This window comes from Janibacter anophelis NBRC 107843, assembly GCF_001570945.1.
In the GTDB taxonomy this organism is placed as follows: domain Bacteria; phylum Actinomycetota; class Actinomycetes; order Actinomycetales; family Dermatophilaceae; genus Janibacter; species Janibacter anophelis.
Genome location: NZ_BCSQ01000008.1, coordinates 1 through 18,825 on the forward strand (window position 1 = coordinate 1; position 18,825 = coordinate 18,825).

The 18,825-nt window shown below is 73.2% G+C and carries 22 protein-coding genes and 1 riboswitch; of the genes, 20 read left to right on the top strand and 2 right to left on the bottom strand.

All coding sequences use genetic code 11. The features are described from left to right. The 10 genes from JAN01S_RS03260 to JAN01S_RS03305 form a co-directional block, all read left to right on the top strand. The coding region (locus JAN01S_RS03260; RefSeq protein ID WP_306305634.1) for an alpha/beta fold hydrolase at positions 1-787 on the top strand (787 nt) is incomplete at its 5' end. Positions 788-813: 26 nt separating this feature from the next. After that, positions 814-2,841 carry a primosomal protein N' family DNA-binding protein gene (locus JAN01S_RS03265; RefSeq protein ID WP_068313610.1) on the top strand — a complete coding sequence of 676 codons (2,028 nt, stop codon included), beginning with the start codon at positions 814-816 and terminating at the stop codon, positions 2,839-2,841. A gap of 21 nt (positions 2,842-2,862) precedes the next feature. Next, a complete protein-coding gene (gene fmt, locus JAN01S_RS03270; RefSeq protein WP_068313614.1) occupies positions 2,863-3,795 on the top strand; it encodes a methionyl-tRNA formyltransferase in 933 nt (310 codons plus the stop codon). Beyond that, positions 3,792-5,315 (top strand): RsmB/NOP family class I SAM-dependent RNA methyltransferase, encoded by a 1,524-nt coding sequence (locus JAN01S_RS03275; protein ID WP_068313618.1) that lies wholly within the window; start codon positions 3,792-3,794, stop codon positions 5,313-5,315. Before fmt ends, JAN01S_RS03275 begins: the two co-directional genes overlap by 4 nt. Position 5,316: 1 nt before the next feature. Then, complete coding sequence (locus JAN01S_RS03280; protein ID WP_068313622.1) at positions 5,317-5,700, top strand: VOC family protein; 384 nt, start codon at positions 5,317-5,319, stop codon at positions 5,698-5,700. 25 nt (positions 5,701-5,725) lie between these two features. After that, on the top strand, positions 5,726-6,382 hold the full coding sequence (gene rpe, locus JAN01S_RS03285) for a ribulose-phosphate 3-epimerase (RefSeq protein ID WP_068313625.1): 657 nt from the start codon (positions 5,726-5,728) through the stop codon (positions 6,380-6,382). Positions 6,383-6,614: 232 nt separating this feature from the next. Further along, a riboswitch (FMN riboswitch) is annotated at positions 6,615-6,744 on the top strand. A 15-nt stretch (positions 6,745-6,759) separates the two neighbouring features. Further along, positions 6,760-7,473: a nicotinamide riboside transporter PnuC gene (gene pnuC, locus JAN01S_RS03290; protein ID WP_068313628.1), complete on the top strand. Its 714-nt coding sequence runs from the start codon at positions 6,760-6,762 to the stop codon at positions 7,471-7,473. Positions 7,474-7,484: 11 nt separating this feature from the next. Continuing rightward, positions 7,485-7,748 (top strand): phosphoribosyl-ATP diphosphatase, encoded by a 264-nt coding sequence (locus tag JAN01S_RS03295; protein WP_068313632.1) that lies wholly within the window; start codon positions 7,485-7,487, stop codon positions 7,746-7,748. A 10-nt stretch (positions 7,749-7,758) separates the two neighbouring features. Continuing rightward, positions 7,759-8,598 carry an ATP phosphoribosyltransferase gene (gene hisG, locus JAN01S_RS03300; RefSeq protein WP_084359995.1) on the top strand — a complete coding sequence of 280 codons (840 nt, stop codon included), beginning with the start codon at positions 7,759-7,761 and terminating at the stop codon, positions 8,596-8,598. After that, a complete protein-coding gene (locus JAN01S_RS03305) occupies positions 8,586-9,020 on the top strand; it encodes a PH domain-containing protein (RefSeq protein ID WP_157075575.1) in 435 nt (144 codons plus the stop codon). Before hisG ends, JAN01S_RS03305 begins: the two co-directional genes overlap by 13 nt. A gap of 23 nt (positions 9,021-9,043) precedes the next feature. Here the strand turns inward: JAN01S_RS03305 and JAN01S_RS03310 are convergent, their stop codons facing one another. After that, positions 9,044-9,601 (bottom strand): nucleoside/nucleotide kinase family protein, encoded by a 558-nt coding sequence (locus JAN01S_RS03310; protein ID WP_068313639.1) that lies wholly within the window; start codon positions 9,599-9,601, stop codon positions 9,044-9,046. 39 nt (positions 9,602-9,640) lie between these two features. Here JAN01S_RS03310 and hisF point away from each other — a divergent pair, with 39 nt between their 5' ends. Further along, a complete protein-coding gene (hisF, locus tag JAN01S_RS03315; RefSeq protein ID WP_068313642.1) occupies positions 9,641-10,429 on the top strand; it encodes an imidazole glycerol phosphate synthase subunit HisF in 789 nt (262 codons plus the stop codon). Between the two features lie 68 nt (positions 10,430-10,497). Here the strand turns inward: hisF and JAN01S_RS03320 are convergent, their stop codons facing one another. Further along, positions 10,498-11,136 carry a TIGR03085 family metal-binding protein gene (locus tag JAN01S_RS03320; protein WP_068313645.1) on the bottom strand — a complete coding sequence of 213 codons (639 nt, stop codon included), beginning with the start codon at positions 11,134-11,136 and terminating at the stop codon, positions 10,498-10,500. 132 nt (positions 11,137-11,268) lie between these two features. Between JAN01S_RS03320 and hisI the strand changes: the two genes are divergently transcribed. Genes hisI through lgt form a run of 9 tightly spaced genes read left to right on the top strand, consistent with a single transcriptional unit; the run spans position 11,269 to position 18,779 of the window. Continuing rightward, entirely contained in the window at positions 11,269-11,652 is a 384-nt protein-coding gene (gene hisI, locus JAN01S_RS03325) for a phosphoribosyl-AMP cyclohydrolase (protein ID WP_068313648.1), read from the top strand. Continuing rightward, the gene (locus tag JAN01S_RS03330) at positions 11,649-13,217 is read left to right on the top strand and encodes an anthranilate synthase component I (RefSeq protein WP_068313651.1); all 1,569 of its coding nucleotides are present in this window, start codon (positions 11,649-11,651) and stop codon (positions 13,215-13,217) included. The genes hisI and JAN01S_RS03330 overlap by 4 nt, the downstream gene beginning before the upstream one ends. Continuing rightward, a complete protein-coding gene (locus JAN01S_RS03335; RefSeq protein WP_084359996.1) occupies positions 13,214-13,804 on the top strand; it encodes a Trp biosynthesis-associated membrane protein in 591 nt (196 codons plus the stop codon). The genes JAN01S_RS03330 and JAN01S_RS03335 overlap by 4 nt, the downstream gene beginning before the upstream one ends. 9 nt (positions 13,805-13,813) lie before the next feature. Continuing rightward, on the top strand, positions 13,814-14,605 hold the full coding sequence (gene trpC, locus JAN01S_RS03340) for an indole-3-glycerol phosphate synthase TrpC (RefSeq protein ID WP_068313793.1): 792 nt from the start codon (positions 13,814-13,816) through the stop codon (positions 14,603-14,605). Next, entirely contained in the window at positions 14,602-15,846 is a 1,245-nt protein-coding gene (trpB, locus tag JAN01S_RS03345; RefSeq protein ID WP_068313658.1) for a tryptophan synthase subunit beta, read from the top strand. Before trpC ends, trpB begins: the two co-directional genes overlap by 4 nt. Continuing rightward, positions 15,843-16,640: a tryptophan synthase subunit alpha gene (gene trpA / locus JAN01S_RS03350; RefSeq protein WP_068313661.1), complete on the top strand. Its 798-nt coding sequence runs from the start codon at positions 15,843-15,845 to the stop codon at positions 16,638-16,640. The genes trpB and trpA overlap by 4 nt, the downstream gene beginning before the upstream one ends. Beyond that, positions 16,637-17,116 carry a MauE/DoxX family redox-associated membrane protein gene (locus JAN01S_RS03355; RefSeq protein ID WP_068313664.1) on the top strand — a complete coding sequence of 160 codons (480 nt, stop codon included), beginning with the start codon at positions 16,637-16,639 and terminating at the stop codon, positions 17,114-17,116. The genes trpA and JAN01S_RS03355 overlap by 4 nt, the downstream gene beginning before the upstream one ends. Then, on the top strand, positions 17,113-17,907 hold the full coding sequence (locus tag JAN01S_RS03360; RefSeq protein ID WP_068313668.1) for a DsbA family protein: 795 nt from the start codon (positions 17,113-17,115) through the stop codon (positions 17,905-17,907). The genes JAN01S_RS03355 and JAN01S_RS03360 overlap by 4 nt, the downstream gene beginning before the upstream one ends. Next, a complete protein-coding gene (gene lgt, locus JAN01S_RS03365; RefSeq protein ID WP_169797155.1) occupies positions 17,907-18,779 on the top strand; it encodes a prolipoprotein diacylglyceryl transferase in 873 nt (290 codons plus the stop codon). The genes JAN01S_RS03360 and lgt overlap by 1 nt, the downstream gene beginning before the upstream one ends. The last annotated feature ends 46 nt before the right edge of the window (positions 18,780-18,825 follow it).

An 18,825-nucleotide genomic window follows, 5' to 3' on the forward strand; every position in this document is an offset into this window, starting at 1 on the left:
CTCGGACGCCCGTCCGGTGCCGCACGTCGTGCGGCGCGGGGCGGGCGTCCCGCTGCTCCTCGTCCACGGCAACGGCGTCGACCACCGGATCCTGCTCGAGCTCGACGAGGTCCTCGCCGACGGCTGGGAGCGGCTCTACGTCGACCTGCCCGGCTTCGGGCGTACCCCCGGGCTGCCCGGGCGCGGGGGCCTGTCGGACCTGCTCGACTGGCTCGACGGGTGGGTCGAGGACGTGGTCGGCCGGGCCCCCTTCGCCGTCGTCGGCAACTCGATGGGCGGTCTGCTGGCCGCCCACCTCGCCGCTCGCCGTGGCGCCCAGTGTCTGGGCGCGGCGCTCCTGGCGCCCGTCGTGCAGACCCGGCACGACGTGCGCACCCTGCCGACGGCGGAGGTCACGCGCGACCCGGAGCTGCTGGCCGGGCTCGACCCGGCTGACGCCGACGAGTACGCGGCCGTTGCCGTGGACCAGGGGCCCGAGTCGTGGGCGCGCTTTCGCCGGGCCGTGCTGCCCGGCCTGCGCGCCGGTGACCCGCAGGCGATGCGACGGCTCGGTGCCGCCTACGAGCTGCCGGCTCCGGACGCGGCGGGACTCACCGGGCCGACCCTCGTGGTCACCGGACGCCAGGACACGATCGTCGGGTTCGCCGACCAGTGGGCGTGGGCCGACGGCCTCGCGCGCGGGACCTTCGCCGCCCTGGACCGGGCGGGACACAATGTCCACCTCGACCAGCCAGCGACCGTCGCGGCGCTGCTCACGGCCTGGGCTGAGCGGGTGCGAGCGCGCTGACGGACCCCCTCGTTACCTTGGACCCCGTGCGCGTCGCCCAGGTCCTCGTCGACTCGGGGCTGGTCCATCTCGACCGGCCCTTCGAGTACCTCGTGCCCGAGGAGCTCGACGCGAGCGCGCAGCCCGGCGTGCGCGTCAAGGCGCGCTTCGCAGGGCGCGACCTCGCCGGGTACGTCGTCGAGCGCAGCGACGTCGCCGAGCACACTGGCCGCCTCGCCCCGATCCGCACCGTCGTCTCGCCGGAGAGGGTGCTCACCCCCCAGGTCCTCGAGCTGGCCCGTCGGATCTCGCGCCACCAGGCCGGCACGGTCATGGACGTGCTCCGGCTCGCCGTCCCGCCGCGCCACGCCCGGGCGGAGAAGGCGCTGCCGTTGGACCCGCCCGAGCCGAGCGAGCAGGCGGCTCAGGTCGGGTCGGGCCAGGACGAAGGGGAGAGCCCGCCTGCATCGGCGGACGCGCCGGACGCGCCTGCCCAGCCGGACGCGCCGGACGTGTGGTCCGGCTACCGGGCCGGGTCCGCCTGGTGGTCCCGCGTCGCCGCCGGTGAGTCACCGCGGGCCGCCTGGCTGGCGGCACCCTCACGACCCGTCGAGCAGGACTGGCCACGGGCGTTGGCCGAGGCCGCACGGGGCGCGTTGCTGTCCGGGCGGGGCAGCGTCCTGGTCGTGCCCGACCAGCGGGACGTCGGCCGCGTCGATGCCGCGCTCACCGAGGTGCTCGGTCCGGGGCAGCACGTGCGGCTGACGGCCGACCAGGGTCCGCAGGCCCGATACACCGCCTGGCTCAAGGTGCTGCGCGGTCACGTCCGGGTCGTCGTGGGGACCCGGGCCGCCGCCTACGCCCCGGTCCGCGATCTCGGGCTCGTCGCCTGGTGGGACGACGGCGACGACCTGCACGAGGAGCCACGCGCTCCGTACGCGCACGTGCGCGAGGTCCTCGCCACCCGCGCCGACATCGAGGACGCCGCCCTGCTCGTCGGCGGGCTCGCGATGTCCACCGACGTCGGCGCCCTCGTTGACGCCGGGCGCGTGCACCTCGTCGGCGGAGGTGCCTCCCGGCGCGAGGCCCCCCGCGTGCTCATCGCCGGCGAGGGCACCGACGAGGAACGCGACGGACCGGGGGCCCGGGCGCACATCCCTTCGTCCGCCCACCGGGCCGCCTCCGCAGCGCTGCGCGACGGCCCGGTCCTGCTGCAGGTGCCCCGCCGCGGCTACCTGCCCGCGATGTCGTGTGCGTCCTGCCGTGCCCCCGCCCGGTGCCCCGAGTGCCGTGGGCCGCTCGCGCTGCCCGCTCCCGACCGGGCTCCCGAGTGCGGCTGGTGCGGCCGCTCGCCCCGTGGGTTCGCCTGCCCCCACTGCGACGGGGACCGGCTGCGCGCCGGGATCATCGGCGCCCGCCGCACCGCGGAGGAGATCGGCCGGTCCTTCCCCGGCACCCAGGTCATCACCTCGGGTGCCGGCGAGGTCCGTGAGCGGGTCGGCCCCGACCCGGCGATCGTCGTCGCGACCCCGGGCGCCGAGCCGGTGGCCGAAGGGGGCTACGCCGCCGTCCTGCTGCTCGACGCCTGGGCGAGCCTGGACCGCCCCGACCTGAGGGCGGCGGAGGAGGCCGTGCGGCGGTGGTTCGCCGCAGCCGGGCTCGGCCGCACGTGGACCGACGGGGGAGTGGTCGTGCTCTGCGGCGCGCCCTCGCACGTGACGATCCCTGCCGTCGAGGCGCTCGTGAGGTGGGACCCCGAGTGGTTCGCCGCTCGGGAGCTCGCGGAGCGCGCCGAACTGGCCCTGCCCCCGACGACCTGGACGGCCGAGGTCGTCACGGACCGACGCCGGGTGGAGGCCATCGACCACGCGGTCCGGGCGGCTGCACCCAGCGCCCAGCTGCTCGGCCCACTGCCCGTCACCGGGGCCGAGGACCGGCGGCGGGTCGTGGTGACGGCTCCCTTCGCCGACGGCCCGCTCGTCGCTGCGGCACTCAAGGACGTGCGTGCCGGGGAGAGCGCGCGCAAGGTCCGCGACCTGACCTCCGTCGTGGTGGGGCGCCTGAGCGTCGGGTGATCGGCATCTAGACTCGCGCAGGTGCGACTGATCTTTGCCGGGACCCCACAGGTCGCCGTCCCCTCCCTGCGTGCCCTGCTCGACTCCGACCACGAGGTCGTCGCCGTCGTGACCCGACCCGACGCCCGCGTCGGACGCGGACGCCACCTCGAGCCGTCGCCGGTCAAGGTCGTCGCCGAGGAGGCCGGCCTGGAGGTGCTGACTCCGGCCAGTCCCAAGGCCCCTGACTTCGTCGCCCGGATCACCGAGCTGGCGCCGGACTGCTGCCCGGTCGTCGCCTACGGAGCACTCCTGCCGGCAGAGGTCCTCGACATCCCGGTCCACGGGTGGGTCAACCTGCACTTCTCGCTGCTGCCGGCGTGGCGCGGCGCCGCCCCCGCGCAGCGGGCACTGATGGCCGGGGACGAGATCACCGGCGCGAGCACCTTCGTCATCGAGACGGGCCTCGACACCGGTCCGGTCCTCGGCACGATGACCGAGAGGATCCGACCCGACGACACCTCGGGCACGCTGCTCGACCGGCTCGCCGATGCCGGCGCACCGCTGCTCGTCGCGACGATGGACGGCCTCGCCGGCGGCGACCTCGAGCCGCAGCCGCAGCCGAGTGACGGGGTCAGCCACGCGCCCAAGATCACCGTCGACGACGCGCGCGTGGAGTGGGCCCACCCGGCGCTGGCCGTCGACCGGCTCGTCCGCGGCTGCACCCCGGCTCCGGGCGCGTGGACGACCTTCCGCGGGGAGCGGCTCAAGCTGGGCCCGGTGACGATCACCGACGAAGCGCTGCCCGCCGGGATGATCGACGCCCGCAAGCGCGAGGTGCTCGTCGGCACGGCCGACCGGGCCGTGCGGCTGGGCGACGTGACGCCACTGGGCAAGCGGCCCATGCCGGCCTCCGACTGGGCCCGCGGCGTGCGCATCGGCGACGGCGAGCAGCTGGGAGAGGAGAGCGCGTGAGCGAGCAGCGACGAGGCGACGGCGGACACCGAGGACAGGGTGGGCAGGGCGGACACCGGGGCCCGCGGCAGCGCTCCCGCACCGCTCCCTCCGCGCGCGCCCGCCGGGCCGACGTGCCCCGGTCGACCGCGCACCAGGTGCTGCGGGCGGTCTCGCAGGACGGTGCCTACGCCAACCTCGAGCTGCCCCGCGCGCTGCGCCGGGCGCGGCTCAGCGGGCGCGACGCCGCCTTCGCCACCGAGCTGACCTACGGGACCCTGCGCATGCAGGGCCTCTATGACGCGATCATCGCCGAGGCCGCCCAGCGACCCGTGGGGCGCCTCGACGGGGGAGTGCTCGACGTGCTGCGCATGGGGGCCCACCAGGTCCTCGGCATGCGGGTGCCCGAGCACGCGGCCGCCGACCAGTCGGTGGCGCTCGCCCGATCCGCCGCCGGCCAGGGTGCCGCCGGCCTCGTCAATGCCGTCATGCGGCGCATCGGCGAGCGCAGCCGCGAGGAGTGGCTCGACCTCGTCACCCCCGGTGAGCCGGTCGTCGAGCGACTGGCCGTCTCTCGCTCGCACCCCGTGTGGGTCGTCAAGGCGCTGCGGCAGGCGCTGCTCGGCCACGGGGCCGCGACCAAGGACGACGTCGACACCGTGCTCGAGCAGCTGCTCGAGGCCCACAACGTGCCGGCAGAGGTCTCGCTCGTCGCCCGACCGGGTCTCGCGGAGGTCGACGAGCTCCTCGAGGCCGGTGCGCAGCCCGGGCGGTGGTCCCCCTTCGCTGCGGAACTCGCCGGAGGCGACCCCGGCAGCATCGACGCCGTCCGCGACGGTCGGGCCGCGGTCCAGGACGAAGGGAGCCAGCTGCTCGCCCTGGCGCTCGCCGCCGTACCGGTGGACGGTCGAGGCGTCGGTGCACCCGAGCGATGGTTGGACCTGTGTGCCGGACCCGGCGGCAAGGCCGGTCTGCTCGCGGCCCTCGCGCTGCGTCATGGCGCCGACCTCGTGGCCAACGAGGTGAGCGAGCACCGCACCGAGCTCGTCCGGCAGAGCCTGCGCGCCGCCAGTGAGGCGGCGGGCGCGGCCGGACGGGAGATCGTCGTGCGGCAGGGCGACGGGCGTGAGGTCGGTGACGAGGAGCCCGCGACCTACGACCGGGTGCTCGTCGACGCCCCGTGCACGGGTCTGGGAGCGCTGCGGCGCCGGCCGGAGGCCCGGTGGCGCCGTCAGCCCGGCGACCTCGTCGGACTCGGTCCGCTGCAGCGGGACCTGCTCGCCTCCGGCATCGACGCCACCCGCCCGGGCGGCGTCATCGCTTACGCGACGTGCAGCCCGCACCTGCCGGAGACGACCTTCGTCGTGCGCGACGTGCTCAAGAAGCGCGAGGACGTCGAGGTGCTCGACGCCCGCGAGCTGCTGGCAGGCAGCGCCACCGCGACCCTCGACGGCCTGGGCGACGGGCCGCACGCCCAGCTGTGGCCGCACCTGCACGGGACCGACGGCATGTTCCTCGCCCTGCTGAGGAAGAAGGACTGAGATGCGCGTCATCGTCACCGGGGTACACGTCACCGACCCGCACCGCGCCCACGCCTTCTACACCGAGGTCCTCGGGATGCGGGACGTCGTCGTCGTGCCCGAGCACGAGCTCTTCATCGTCGGCCCGAGCACCGGCTGGGAGCAGGGCTGCCAGATCGTGCTCGAGCGCATCGAGGACCCCGTCGTGCAGGCGTACTGCGAGCGTCAGCACCGTGAGGGCAACTCGACGCTCATGCTCGGTGTGCCCGACGCGGAGCTCGAGTACCGCCGGCTCAAGGAGCGCGGCGACATCGTCTTCCACGAGGAGCTGACCAAGGACATCCTCGGTCTGCACTTCCAGATCGACGACACCGTCGGCAACATCCTGTCCATCCACACCGCCTGAACCCGACTCTCCCGCAAGGATCCCCGTGCAGATCTCCCCGAGCATCCTGTCCGCAGACTTCGCCAACCTCCAGTCCGAGCTCGACGCGATCGCCACGGCCGACTGGGCGCACGTCGACGTCATGGACGCCCACTTCGTCCCCAACCTCACGCTCGGTCTGCCGATCGTCGAGTCCCTGCTCAAGGTCAGTCCGATACCGATCGACTGCCACCTGATGATCGAGGACCCCGACCGCTGGGCGCCGCCCTACGCGGAGGCCGGGGCCAAGAGCGTGACCTTCCACATCGAGGCGGCCAAGGATCCGGTGACGCTCGCCCGCGACATCCGTGCCCAGGGCGCCCGGGCGAGCATGGCGATCAAGCCCGGTACCCCCTTCGCTCCCTACGAGGAGCTGCTGCCCGAGCTCGACATGGTGCTCGTCATGACCGTCGAGCCCGGCTTCGGCGGGCAGTCCTTCATGGCCGACCAGATGCCCAAGGTCGCCCAGGTGCGCGAGGCCGTGAAGAAGCACGGCGGCGACATCTGGGTCCAGGTCGACGGCGGCGTCTCGGCGAAGACGATCGAGCAGTGCGCTGAGGCCGGTGCCGATGTCTTCGTCGCCGGGTCGGCGGTCTACGGGGCCGAGTCGGCGGCCGCGGCCGTCGACGAGCTGCGGGAGCTCGCGCTGCGGCACCGCCACTGAGGCCGGGATCGCCACCGCGGGCCGGGAAACCTGCCGCGGGCCGGGAAGGCCACGGCGGGCCGGGTCGTGAGCCGGTCATCCCGGGGTTTCCCGGCCCGGACCAGGCAACCTGGTCCCCGTGGGCGGGACGAACTGGACTGGTCCCCGTGGGCGGGGACCAACTGGTGCCCGTGTCGCGCATCACGGGACCGCCGAATTGCCGCGCGGTCCCTCCCTTCGCACAATGTCCGTGCACGTGCCACGTGACGCGGTGGAACTCCGCACCGGCGGTGAGAGCCCGCGACCCGGACGCCTCGGCGGACGGTGAACTCCGGTCCAGACTCCGGGGCCGACGGTGACAGTCCGGACGGGAGAGGCACGCGCGGACGGGACCACGCATGTCCATCATCGAATGGATCTACGGGGCCGGTGTCGAGATCGCCGGTCACCGACTCTCGCTCATGGAGGTCATCGGGATCTCCTTCGGGCTGGCCTCCGCGGTCGGCGGGATGCTCCGCAAGGTCTGGGCCTGGCCCATCGGGATCGTCGGCAACGCGATCCTCTTCCTCGTCTACATCGGGGTGACCCTCGGGGTCGACGACAAGGCGCCGCTCTTCGGCCAGTCGGCGCGCCAGATCTTCTTCATCGCGACCTCGCTGTACGGCTGGTACCGCTGGCGCCAGGTCAAGCAGACGCGTCACGCCGGGGACGAGCACGCGATCACCCCGCGCTGGGCGAAGGGGGGAGAGCGCCTCGGCCTGGCCGTCACCGCGGTCATCGGCGTGGTCGTCGTCCAGCAGGTCTTCGCCACGCTCGGGGCCGGCTGGCCCGCGCCGCGGTGGTACTTCTGGGCGGACGCGTGGATCTTCATGGGCTCGCTGCTCGCGACCTACGCGATGGCGCGGGGGTGGAACGAGTTCTGGCTGGTGTGGATCGGGGTCGACCTCGTCGGGGTGCCCCTGCTGTGGCACAGCGGGTATCTGCCCACGGCCGTCCTGTACGCCGTCTACGCCGGGTTCGTCCTGTACGGGTTCTTCGTGTGGCTGCGGGCCTCGCGCACCGAGCGTCCGGACGATGAACCCGCGGACGGTGTGACAGCGGTCGCGAACTAGGCTGGTCCCTCGTGAAGACCTTCGAGACCCTCTTCGACGAACTCTCGCGCAAGGCCGCCGAGCGGCCCGAGGGGTCGGGCACCGTGGCGCAGCTCGACGCGGGGACCCATGCCATCGGCAAGAAGATCGTCGAGGAGGCCGCCGAGGTCTGGATGGCGGCCGAGTACCAGAGCAAGGAGGAGCTGGCCGAGGAGATCAGCCAGCTGCTCTACCACCTGCAGGTGCTGATGATCGACGGTGGCCTGACCGTCGAGGACGTCTACACCCACCTCTGAGAGGACCGCTGTGCGCATCGCCGTGCCCAACAAGGGCTCCCTGTCCGAACCCGCCGTCGAGATGCTCCGCGAGGCGGGCTACCGCGTCCGCCGCGACAGCAAGGAGCTGATCGTCGCCGACCCCGACAACGACGTCGAGTTCTTCTACCTGCGTCCCCGTGACGTCGCCGTCTACGTCGGCAAGGGCCAGGTCGACGCCGGCATCACCGGCCGCGACCTGCTGCTCGACTCCGGCTCGGCCGCCACCGAGGTCATGGGCCTGGGCTTCGCGCGGTCGACCTTCCGCTTCGCCGGCCGGCCCGGTGAGGCGAGCGGCGCCGCCGACCTCGACGGTCGCCGGGTCGCCACCTCCTACGCCGGCCTCGTGCGCTCGCACCTGGAGGCGAAGGGGGTCACCGCCGACGTCGTCCGCCTGGACGGCGCCGTCGAGACCGCCATCACGCTCGGCGTCGCCGACGCGATCGCCGACGTCGTCGAGACCGGGACGACCCTGCGCCAGCAGGGTCTCGAGGTCTTCGGCGAGCCGATCCTGCGCAGCGAGGCCGTGCTGATCCGCCGCGCTGACGCCAGCGAGGCGGGCGTCGACGTGCTGCACCGCCGGCTGACCGGAGTGGTGACCGCGCGGGAGTACGTGCTGCTCGACTACGACTGCCCCGCCGAGCTCGTCGAGCGCGCGGTGCAGCTGACGCCGGGCCTGGAGTCGCCGACCGTCAGCACCCTGCACGACGAGACGTGGTGCGCCGTGCGTGCGATGGTCCCGCGCGGCCGGACCAATCGGATCATGGACGAGCTCTACGACCTCGGGGCCCGGGCCATCCTCGTCACCGAGATCTCCGCGTGCCGGCTGTGAGCGCCCCCGACCGTGCCGACGCCGCCGTCTTCCGCCCCCGGCGGGGGAGGGTGGTCTCCACGGTCATCGGTGCCGCGATCCTCGTCGGGTCGATCGTGCTGGCGATCGCGCTGCCCGAGCGCTTCGAGATCATGGACCGGCTCACGTGTGCGGGCATCGGCGTCGCGGTCGCGGTCTTCATGTCCCGGTACGCGACCATCCACGCCGCGCCGAGGGCCGACGGGCTGTGGGTGCGCAACCTCGGCCCGGGCGAGCTCGTCCCGTGGGAGGAGATGACCGCGCTGCGCTTCTCCCAAGGGATGCCGTGGCCGCGCATCGACCTCGCCGACGGCATGGACGTGGCGGTCATGGCGATCCAGCGCTCGGACGGGCCGCGGTCTCTCGAGGAGGCGCAGCGGCTCGCCGACCTCATCGGTCGGTAGGCCGGGACGCCTCCCCGGATCTCTCAGGCCGGGCCCTCCGCCTCGGCCATCCCGAAGGTCAGGTGTGCCCGCTCACGGGTGCGGTCCGCGGCGAAGACCGCGGCCTCCTGCTCGGCCCACATCTCCCAGTGCTCCTCGAAGACGGCCCCGTCGCGCGCGATCGCGCGCTGCCGGCGCAGGTCGGCCGGGCCGTCGAGCCAGACCCGGGTGCCCGCAAGCCCGCCCGCCTGCCCGGCCGTCGCGCCGCACCCCTCGACGACGAGCCGGTCGTCGACCGCCAGGGGCAGGACCGGGCCGGGGCGCTCCGCCAGCCAGTCCCACGTCGGGACGGCCGGTTGGTCGCCACGCGCGAGTGGGTGCAGGACGTGCTCGAGCAAGAGCCCCGGGGCCGCCGCGAGCCCGGACCAGCCGGGGTAGATCGAGTCCATGGACACCAGGGGCGAGTCCCAGGCGTGCGCGACCTCGCGGGCCAGTGACGTCTTGCCCGACCCACTCCGCCCGTCGATGGCGATGACCCGCACGCTGCCGCACGACGGCGGCGCCGTGGCGGCGTGGGCGAGGACCTGCTCGAGGGGCGACATCGCGCCGAAGCGTAACCGGCGGCTGGGTAGGCTGCCCGCGTGTCTCTCGCCGTGCGTGTCATCCCCTGCCTCGACGTCGACGCCGGACGGGTCGTCAAGGGCGTCAACTTCGAGAACCTGCGCGACGCCGGTGACCCGGTCGAGCTCGCCCGCCGGTACGGGCGCGAGGGCGCCGACGAGCTGACCTTCCTCGACGTCACCGCGAGCAGCTCCGACCGGGCGACGACCTATGACGTCGTGACCCGCACCGCCGAGCAGGTCTTCATCCCGCTCACCGTCGGCGGGGGAGTGCGCAGCGTCGACGACGTCGACCGGTTGCTGCGGTGCGGCGCCGACAAGGTCGGCGTCAACACCGCGGCGATCAACCGTCCCGAGCTCATCAGCGAGGTCGCGGACCGCTTCGGGGCGCAGGTCCTCGTGCTGTCCGCGGACGTGCGCCGGCGCACGGGCGAGGACGGGAGCCCTACGGGAGGCTTCGAGGTGACGACGCACGGCGGTCGCACCCGCACGGGCATCGACGCGATCGAGTGGTGTGCCCGGGCCGCCGAGCTGGGCGCCGGGGAGATCCTGCTCAACTCGATGGACGCCGACGGGACCAAGGCCGGCTTCGACCTCGAGCTCATCCGGGCGGTGCGCGCCGAGGTGAGCATCCCGGTCATCGCCAGCGGTGGGGCCGGCGCCGCCGCCCACATGCCCCCGGCCGTGGAGGCCGGAGCCGACGCCGTGCTGGCGGCGAGCATCTTCCACTTCGGTGAGGTCTCGATCGGCGAGGTCAAGGATGCGCTCGACGGTGCCGGGCTGCCCGTCCGGCGCGGTCGCGCCGACTGAGGCCACTCGCCCGGCACCTCATCCCGAGGTGTCCCCGGTGACCGGACGAGCAGCCGGCGAAGGGGGAGTCAGAGCCCGTAGGCGGTGGTGCGCACGGTCTCCACGGCGTCGGGAGGACCGATGAGCTCGACCTCGGCCACGGCCTGACGACCGAACCCGAAGAGCAGGATCTCGCCCGGACGGCCGTGGATCTCCACGACCGGACCCTTGCCGGAGGAGACGCGCGTGCGCCGCTTGGCGGTGACGAGCTCGATGTCCGCGTCGGCCACGCGGCGGAAGAGGAGCTTGGCCATGACGGCCAGGCGGTCACCCAGCGCGGAGATCATCGCCGGGTCGAGGGATCGGCGCGGTGCGCCGAGCCCGGCACGCAGCACGTCCTCGTGGTGGACGAACATCTCGACGAGGTTGGTCTGCTCGTCGACGAAGGGCACGGATGCCGGGTGCCACCGGGCAGGACCCCGGCGCAGCCGCTCCACGAGCGTCTCGAAGTCGTTGTCCTCCAGCAGCCCGGCCATCGCCTTCTCGGTGCGTCCTGCCAGCTTCGGGGTGAGGATGCCGGCCGCCCGGTCGGGGCGCCCCTCCCGCACGATGAGGTGGGCCAGCAGCTGGGCCGTCGTCCAGTCGCCGCAGAGGGTCGGTGCATCCGGTCCCACCTGCAGGAAGGTGTCGCACAGCGAGGCTCGCTCGGCGCGGGCGTGGCGGATCATGGGGCCTCCGGGGCGGTGGGCGGAATCGTGCGTATGACGCGCCAGCGTAACCCCGGGCACGCCGGTCGGCGATGTGGCGTAGCGCGGTCGCACCGTGGGCGGTGCGTCGGCCGGGGCCGCCCGGGTGCCAGAATGCGAAGGGTGTCCACCCCTTCGTCCTCGCCCCTGCCCGACGACCTCGCCGCCCGGCTGCGCCGCGACCCGGCGGGCCTGGTCGCCGCGATCGTCCAGCAGCACGACACCGGTGAGGTGCTCATGCTCGGCTGGATGGACGACGAGGCGCTGCACCGCACGCTGACGTCAGGCCGGGTGACCTTCTGGTCCCGCAGCCGGCAGGAGTACTGGCGCAAGGGGGACACGTCCGGCCACGTGCAGCACGTGCGCTCCGTCGCCGTGGACTGCGACGGTGACGCACTGCTCGTGCGGGTCGACCAGGTCGGCGCGGCGTGCCACACCGGGGACCACACGTGCTTCGACGCCGGTGACCTCGGGGCGGTCGTGGGGGAGACCCGATGACGGCGCCGGCGGCGGTGCCGGACCTGACCCCCGGCCGCACGTGGCCGGAGCTCGACACCTTCCAGGTGCTCGCCCGTGACCGCCGCGTCGTGCCCGTCGTGCGGCGCCTGGTCGCCGACGGCGAGACCCCGGTGGGCGTCTACCGCAAGCTGGCCGGGGACGCTCCCGGCACCTTCCTGCTCGAGTCCGCCGAGCACGGCGGCGTCTGGTCGCGCTGGTCGATCATCGGCGCGCAGAGCCGGGCCACGCTCACCGAGCAGGACGGGCAGGCGCACTGGATCGGGCAGCCGCCGGTGGGTGTCCCGACCGACGGCGACCCCACGGCGGCGCTGCGGGCGACCCTCGAGGCGCTCTCGACCGAGCCCATCGACGGACTGCCGCCGCTCACGGGCGGCATGGTCGGCGCGATCACCTACGACGCCGTGCGCCGCTGGGAAAAGGTCCCGAGCGTCCTGCCGGACGTCCTCGGTGTCCCGGAGATCGGGATGGTGCTCGCCACCGACGTCGCGGTCCTCGACCACAGCGACGGGTCCCTGCTGCTCGTCGCCAACGCGATCAACTACGACGACACCGACGAGCGGGTCGAGGAGGCCTGGCAGGACGCCGTCGCGCGGCTGGACGCCATGGCCGAACGCCTCGCCGCGCCCGCGCCGAGCACGGTCGCGACCGTCGACCCCGAGGTGGCGGCAGCCGCGCGAGCCGACGTGACCAGCGACGTGACCGTGGAGCGCTTCGAGGAGATCGTCGAGCAGGCGAAGGAGGACATCCGCGCCGGTGAGGTCTTCCAGGTCGTGCTCTCCCAGCGCTTCTCGACGCCCTGCCCCGTCGATGCCCTCGAGGTCTACCGGGCCCTGCGCCGCAGCAACCCCAGCCCGTACATGTACTTCGTCCGGCTGCCGCACCCCGACGGGTCGGTGTACGAGGTCGTCGGCTCCTCGCCGGAGGCGCTGGTCAAGGTGACCGGCCGCCGAGCCATCACCCACCCGATCGCCGGCACGCGACCGCGCGGCAAGACGCCCGAGCAGGACCTGCAGCTCGAGGAGGACCTCATCGGCGACCCCAAGGAGCGCGCCGAGCACCTCATGCTCGTCGACCTGGGCCGCAACGACCTCCAGCGGGTCTGCACCGCCGGCACCGTGGACTGCGTCGAGTTCATGAACCTGCGGCGCTACAGCCACGTCATCCACCTCGAGTCGACGGTCGTCGGCGAGATGGCGAAGGGGGCCGACGCGTTCGACGTGCTCGTCGCCACCTTCCCCGCCGGGACCCTCTCCGGGGCACCGAAGCCCCGGGCCCTGCAGCTCATCGAGCAGTACGAGCGCAGCCGGCGCGGCGTGTACGGCGGCGTCGTCGGCTATCTCGACTTCCACGGGGACATGGACATGGCGATCGCCATCCGCACCGCACTCGTCAAGGACGGTGTCGCCCACGTGCAGGCCGGCGCAGGCATCGTCGCCGACTCCGTGCCGAGCCTCGAGCAGGAGGAGACGGTGCACAAGGCCGGCAGCGCCCTCGCGGCCGTCGCGGCCGCGCGGGCCGTCCGACCCGTCGGTGGTGCGCGATGAGGGTGCTCGGACGCAAGGTCGTCGTCGTCCTGCTCGCGATCCTCGCGGGCATCATCATGCTCGCCGCCGGCCGCGCGGAGTGGATCACCGGCACGGTCAACGACGTGGCCGGACCCGTGCGCACCGCCGCGGTGGGCACGGAGGCCGCTCCGGGGTTGGCCGGTCTCGCCCTGGTGGCGATGGCCGCGGCGATCGCGGCCACCACCTCGGGGCGGATCGCCCGGTGGATCTGCCTCACGGTGCTCGGCCTCGTGGCCGCCGGCGTCGCGGCCCTGTCCGTGCGCGCCATCGTCGATGCGCCCCAGGTGCTCGGGTCCGTCGCAGCGACGCACTCCGGCGGAACGGCGACCCTCGAGGCCACCGGGTCCGCGACCATCTGGCCGTGGGTCGCCATCGCGGCCTGCCTCGTGCTGCTCGTGGCGCTCGTCGGCGGCATCATCGGGGGCCGTGGCTGGGGAGGCCTCGGCCGCAAGTACGAGCGACCCGGCGGCGACCCCGAGGCCGGGTCGGTGAGCGGGTCCCGGGGTGAGCGGGTCGACTCCGACTGGGACCGGGTCACGCTCGGGGACGACCCGAGCGTCGACTAGCCTGTGGCCATGCCAAGCGTCCTCGACCAGATCATCGACGGAGTCCGTGAGGACCTCGCCGGACGCGAGGCCATCACCTCGCTCGAGCGGCTCCAGCGCCGGTGCGACGGGATGCCCGCGCCCCGCGACGCGGAGGCCGTCCTCCGTCGCCCCGGCCTGTCGGTCATCGCCGAGGTCAAGCGCACGAGCCCCAGCAAGGGCGCGCTCGCCGAGATCCCCGACCCCGCCGCGCTCGCGGCCGCCTACGCCGAGGGCGGCGCCAGCGCGATCTCCGTGCTCACCGAGCAGCGCCGCTTCGACGGCAGCCTCGACGACCTCGACGCCGTGCGTGCAGCAGTCGACCTCCCGGTGCTGCGCAAGGACTTCATGGTGAGCGAGTACCAGGTGTGGGAGGCGCGCGCTCACGGCGCCGACATCATCCTGCTCATCGTCGCCGCCCTCGACGACCGCCGGCTGGCCGACCTCATGGCCCTCGCCGGCTCGCTCGGCCTCACCTGCCTCGTCGAGGTCCACGACGAGGCCGAGACCACTCGCGCGGTCGACCTGGGCGCGACGGTCATCGGCGTCAACAACCGCAACCTGCGCACGCTCGACGTCGACATCGACACTTTTGCCCGGCTCGCTCCGCTCATCCCGCCGGAGTGCGTGCGGGTCGCCGAGTCCGGCGTGCGCGGCCCCGACGAGGCGGCCCTCTTCACCCGGGCCGGAGCCGACGCGATCCTCGTCGGTGAGGCACTCGTCGTCGGCGGGGACCCCGCGGCCGGCGTCCGCTCGATGATCGAGGCGGCGAGCCGGGCATGAGCGACGAGGACCTCACGACCGACCGTGACGACGACGCCACACCGCCCACCCCGGGCCGGTTCGGCGCCTTCGGTGGGCGGTACGTGCCCGAGGCGCTCGTGCCGGCGCTCGAGGAGCTCGACGAGGCCCGGCAGAAGGCGCTCGTCGACCCGGAGTTCATCGACGAGCTCGCCGCGCTGCACCGCACGTACACGGGCCGCCCGAGCATCATCACCGAGGTGCCCCGGTTCGCCGAGCACGCCGGCGGCGCCCGGATCATCCTCAAGCGCGAGGACCTCAACCACACGGGCAGCCACAAGATCAACAACGTGCTCGCGCAGGCCCTGCTCACCAAGCGGATGGGCAAGAGCCGGGTCATCGCCGAGACGGGTGCCGGCCAGCACGGCGTGGCCACGGCCACCGCGGCCGCGCTCATGGGGCTGGAGTGCACCGTCTACATGGGGCGGGTCGACACCGAGCGCCAGGCCCTCAACGTCGCCCGGATGAAGATCCTCGGTGCCGAGGTCGTCGCGGTCGAGCACGGCAGCGCGACCCTCAAGGACGCCATCAACGAGGCCATGCGCGACTGGGTGACCAATGTCGAGCACACGCACTACGTGCTCGGCACGGTGACCGGGCCGCACCCCTTCCCGGAGATGGTCCGTGACTTCCACAAGATCATCGGCGAGGAGGCCCGCGCCCAGGTCCTCGAGCTGACCGGACGCCTGCCCGATGCCGTCATCGCCTGCGTCGGTGGTGGGTCCAATGCCATGGGCATCTTCCACCGCTTCGTCCCCGACACCGGCGTCCGGCTGATCGGCGTCGAGGCCGGCGGCGAAGGGGTCGAGACCGGTCGTCACGCCGCGCGCTTTGCCACGGCCGAGCCGGGCGTGCTCCACGGCGCGATGAGCTACCTCATGCAAGACGACCAGGGCCAGACCCTCGAGACGCACTCGATCTCTGCGGGTCTGGACTACCCGAGCGTCGGTCCCGAGCACTCGTACCTGCGCGACACCGGGCGGGCGGAGTACCGCTACGCCACCGACGAGCAGGTCATGCACGCCTTCCAGCTGCTCTGCCGCACCGAGGGGATCATCCCCGCGCTGGAGTCCTCGCACGCCCTGGCCGCCGCGCTGGACGTGGGCCGCGAGGTCGGGCCCGACGGGCTCGTCCTGGTCAACCTCTCCGGGCGCGGCGACAAGGACATGCACACGGCCGCCGCGTGGTTCGGTCTGGTCGACGACGAGGACGGTCAGGCATGAGCCGGTTGGACGAGGTCTTCGCCCGCTGCCGCGCCGAGGGGCGCGCCGCGCTCATCGGCTACCTGCCCGTCGGGTTCCCCGACGTCGAGGGGTCGCTCGCGGCCATGACCGCGCTCGCCGAGGCGGGCGCCGACATCGTCGAGGTCGGCATGCCCTACAGCGACCCGGTGATGGACGGTCCCGTCATCCAGCGCGCCGCCACCGAGGCCCTGGCGAAGGGGGTGCACGTCGACGACGTCTTCCGCGCCACCGCAGCGGTCAGCGACGCGGGCGCGGTGCCCGTCGTCATGTCCTACTGGAACCTCGTGCTGCGTCGCGGTGTCGACCGGTACGCCGCCGACCTCGCCGCGGCGGGAGGCGCCGGGATGATCACGCCCGACCTCATCCCGGAGGAGGCGGGGGAGTGGCGCGAGGCGAGCGAGCGGCACGGTCTCGATCGGATCTTCCTCGTGGCCCCCAGCTCGACCCCGGAGCGCATCTCCGTCGTCACGCAGGCCTGCACCGGGTTCGTCTACACCGCCTCGACGATGGGCGTGACCGGCACGCGCGGCAGCGTGGGCAGCAGCGCGCCGGAGCTGGTCTCCCGGGTCCGCGAGGCCACCGACCTGCCCCTGTGCGTGGGGCTCGGTGTGAGCGATGGCGCCCAGGCCGCCGAGGTCGCGACCTTCGCCGACGGCGTCATCGTGGGCTCGGCCCTCGTGGCCACGCTCCTCGACCGGGGCCGCGACGAGGGTCTCACCGCGCTGCGTGAGCTCACCGCTGCGCTCGCGGAGGGCGTGCGGGGGAGGGCGTGAGCCCGCGCGTGCGGGACCACGTCGGCCTGCTCGCCCGGCTCGTCCTGGGTGTCGTGCTCGTCGTCGCAGGAGCGCTCAAGATCGGCAATCCCCTCGGGGCAGCCCGGGCGGTCCAGGCCTACGAGGTCATGCCCTTCGAGGTCGCACGCTGGGTCGGCTACGCCCTGCCGTGGATCGAGATCGTCGTCGGCGTGCTCCTGGTCCTCGGACTCTTCACCCGGACCTCGGCCCTGCTGGGCACCGTGCTCATGCTCGCCTTCGTCATCGGCATCGCCCAGGCCTGGGCCCGCGGGCTGACGATCGACTGCGGCTGCTTCGGTGGCGGCGGCCAGGTCGACGCCGACCAGACCCGGTACGGCAGCGAGATCCTGCGCGACCTCGGGCTGGCGCTGTGCGGCGCCTGGCTCGTCGCGCGCCCTTCGTCCACCCTCAGCCTCGACCGCGCCCTCTTCGGAGCCGACAAGGAGCGTCCATGAGCACCAACGACCGCAAGGCCAAGGCCCAGGCCGCCGCCAAGGGCGCGAAAGGCGGCGCCAACACCATCGTCGTCGCCGGCATCGTCGTCGTGCTGGCCATGGCCCTGATCATCGGTGGCGTCATCTGGGCCTCCCGCGACACCGGCAGCGCGGGTGGTGCCAGCCAGCTGCCCGACGGCGTGACCAAGGGCGCCCCCCTCGAACCCTTCGCCGATGCGGAGCCCGCGGCCGACGCCCCCGTCGTCGACGTCTACGAGGACTTCCGGTGCCCCGTCTGCACGACCTTCGAGCAGACGATGGGCGACACGGTCGAGCAGCTGGCCAAGGACGGCAAGATCCGCCTGCGGGTGCACCTGAAGACGGTCATCGACAGCATGACCGGAGGCGAGTCCTCGGCCGTGGCCGGTTCCAGCGCGGTCTGCGCGGCCGACCAGGGCGTGTGGTCCGAGTACCACTCGGCCCTCTTCGCCCTCCAGCCCGCGACCGAGACGCGGGACGGGTTCGCCGAGGAGGCCTACACGCAGGCGGCCAAGGACGCCGGCCTGTCCGGTGACGCGCTCGACGCCTGGCAGCAGTGCACCGACGACGGGACCTATGTCGACTACGTCAAGAGCGTCGACGACGCGAGCACCAAGGACGGGATCAAGGGCACCCCGACCGTCGTGGTCGACGACACCCAGCTGAACTGGGGCGGGCTGTTGAACCCCCAGACGCGAGAGGCCGACACCGCTCGGCTCGAGGAGATCCTCACCACGGGCGAGGTCCCCCAGGACCTGGTGTCGACCCAGTGATGCCGACCGTCCTCCCTTCGCCCACCGTCGGGGTCCTCGAGATCGGACCCCTGACGATCCACGCCTACGCCCTGTGCATCCTCGCGGGGATCTTCGTCGCCGTCTGGATGGGCGACCGGCGCCTGCGTGACCGCGGGGGAGACGAGGGGGTCGTGCTCGACGTGGCCATGTGGGCCGTGCCCTTCGGCATCGTCGGCGGCCGGCTCTACCACGTCATCACCACCCCCCAGCCGTACTTCGGCGAGGGCGGGTCGCCCATCGACGCCCTGAAGATCTGGCAGGGCGGTCTCGGGATCTGGGGTGCGGTGGCCCTCGGCGCGCTCGGCGCGTGGATCGCCTGCCGGCGCTACGAGGTGTCCTTTCTCACCTTCGCCGACGCGGTCGTCCCGGGCATCCTCGTCGCCCAGGCCATCGGGCGCTGGGGCAACTGGTTCAACAACGAGATCTACGGACCGGCCACCGACCTGCCGTGGGGCCTGGAGATCCACGAGTGGGACAGCGGTGCCGGTCGGGCCGCGGTCGACGCGGCCGGTGACCCGATCGTGCTCGGCACCTTCCACCCGACCTTCCTCTACGAGTCCCTCTTCCTCCTCGCGCTCGCGGTGCTGCTGCTCGTCCTCGACCGACGCGTGCGGTTCGCCCCGGGCCAGGTCATGGCGCTGTACATCGCGGGCTACCCCGTGGGGCGCATCGTCATCGAGTCGATCCGCACCGACGCGGCCAACACCATCCTCGGACTGCGCGTCAACATCTGGACAAGCGTCGTCGTCTTCGTCCTCGGTGTGGTTCTCTACATCTCCCTGGGTCGCCGAGCGGCCCGGTCGAAGGAGACGTACGTCTCAGATGGTGAGAACTCAACTCTCACTAGGTAAGACAGGGCGCTGTTATACTTCAGCGCACCGCGGCCGTCGACGTCCG

Excerpts from the sequence above, each read along its gene's own strand:
- JAN01S_RS03280 (WP_068313622.1), top strand. The coding sequence starts at position 5,317 with ATGCGCGTCATCGTCACCGGGGTACACGTCACCGACCCGCACCGCGCC.
- pnuC (WP_068313628.1), top strand. The coding sequence starts at position 6,760 with ATGTCCATCATCGAATGGATCTACGGGGCCGGTGTCGAGATCGCCGGT.
- JAN01S_RS03310 (WP_068313639.1), bottom strand. The coding sequence starts at position 9,601 with ATGTCGCCCCTCGAGCAGGTCCTCGCCCACGCCGCCACGGCGCCGCCG.
- JAN01S_RS03320 (WP_068313645.1), bottom strand. The coding sequence starts at position 11,136 with ATGATCCGCCACGCCCGCGCCGAGCGAGCCTCGCTGTGCGACACCTTC.
- hisI (WP_068313648.1), top strand. The coding sequence starts at position 11,269 with ATGCGAAGGGTGTCCACCCCTTCGTCCTCGCCCCTGCCCGACGACCTC.
- JAN01S_RS03330 (WP_068313651.1), top strand. The coding sequence starts at position 11,649 with ATGACGGCGCCGGCGGCGGTGCCGGACCTGACCCCCGGCCGCACGTGG.
- JAN01S_RS03335 (WP_084359996.1), top strand. The coding sequence starts at position 13,214 with ATGAGGGTGCTCGGACGCAAGGTCGTCGTCGTCCTGCTCGCGATCCTC.
- trpC (WP_068313793.1), top strand. The coding sequence starts at position 13,814 with ATGCCAAGCGTCCTCGACCAGATCATCGACGGAGTCCGTGAGGACCTC.
- trpB (WP_068313658.1), top strand. The coding sequence starts at position 14,602 with ATGAGCGACGAGGACCTCACGACCGACCGTGACGACGACGCCACACCG.
- trpA (WP_068313661.1), top strand. The coding sequence starts at position 15,843 with ATGAGCCGGTTGGACGAGGTCTTCGCCCGCTGCCGCGCCGAGGGGCGC.
- JAN01S_RS03360 (WP_068313668.1), top strand. The coding sequence starts at position 17,113 with ATGAGCACCAACGACCGCAAGGCCAAGGCCCAGGCCGCCGCCAAGGGC.
- lgt (WP_169797155.1), top strand. The coding sequence starts at position 17,907 with ATGCCGACCGTCCTCCCTTCGCCCACCGTCGGGGTCCTCGAGATCGGA.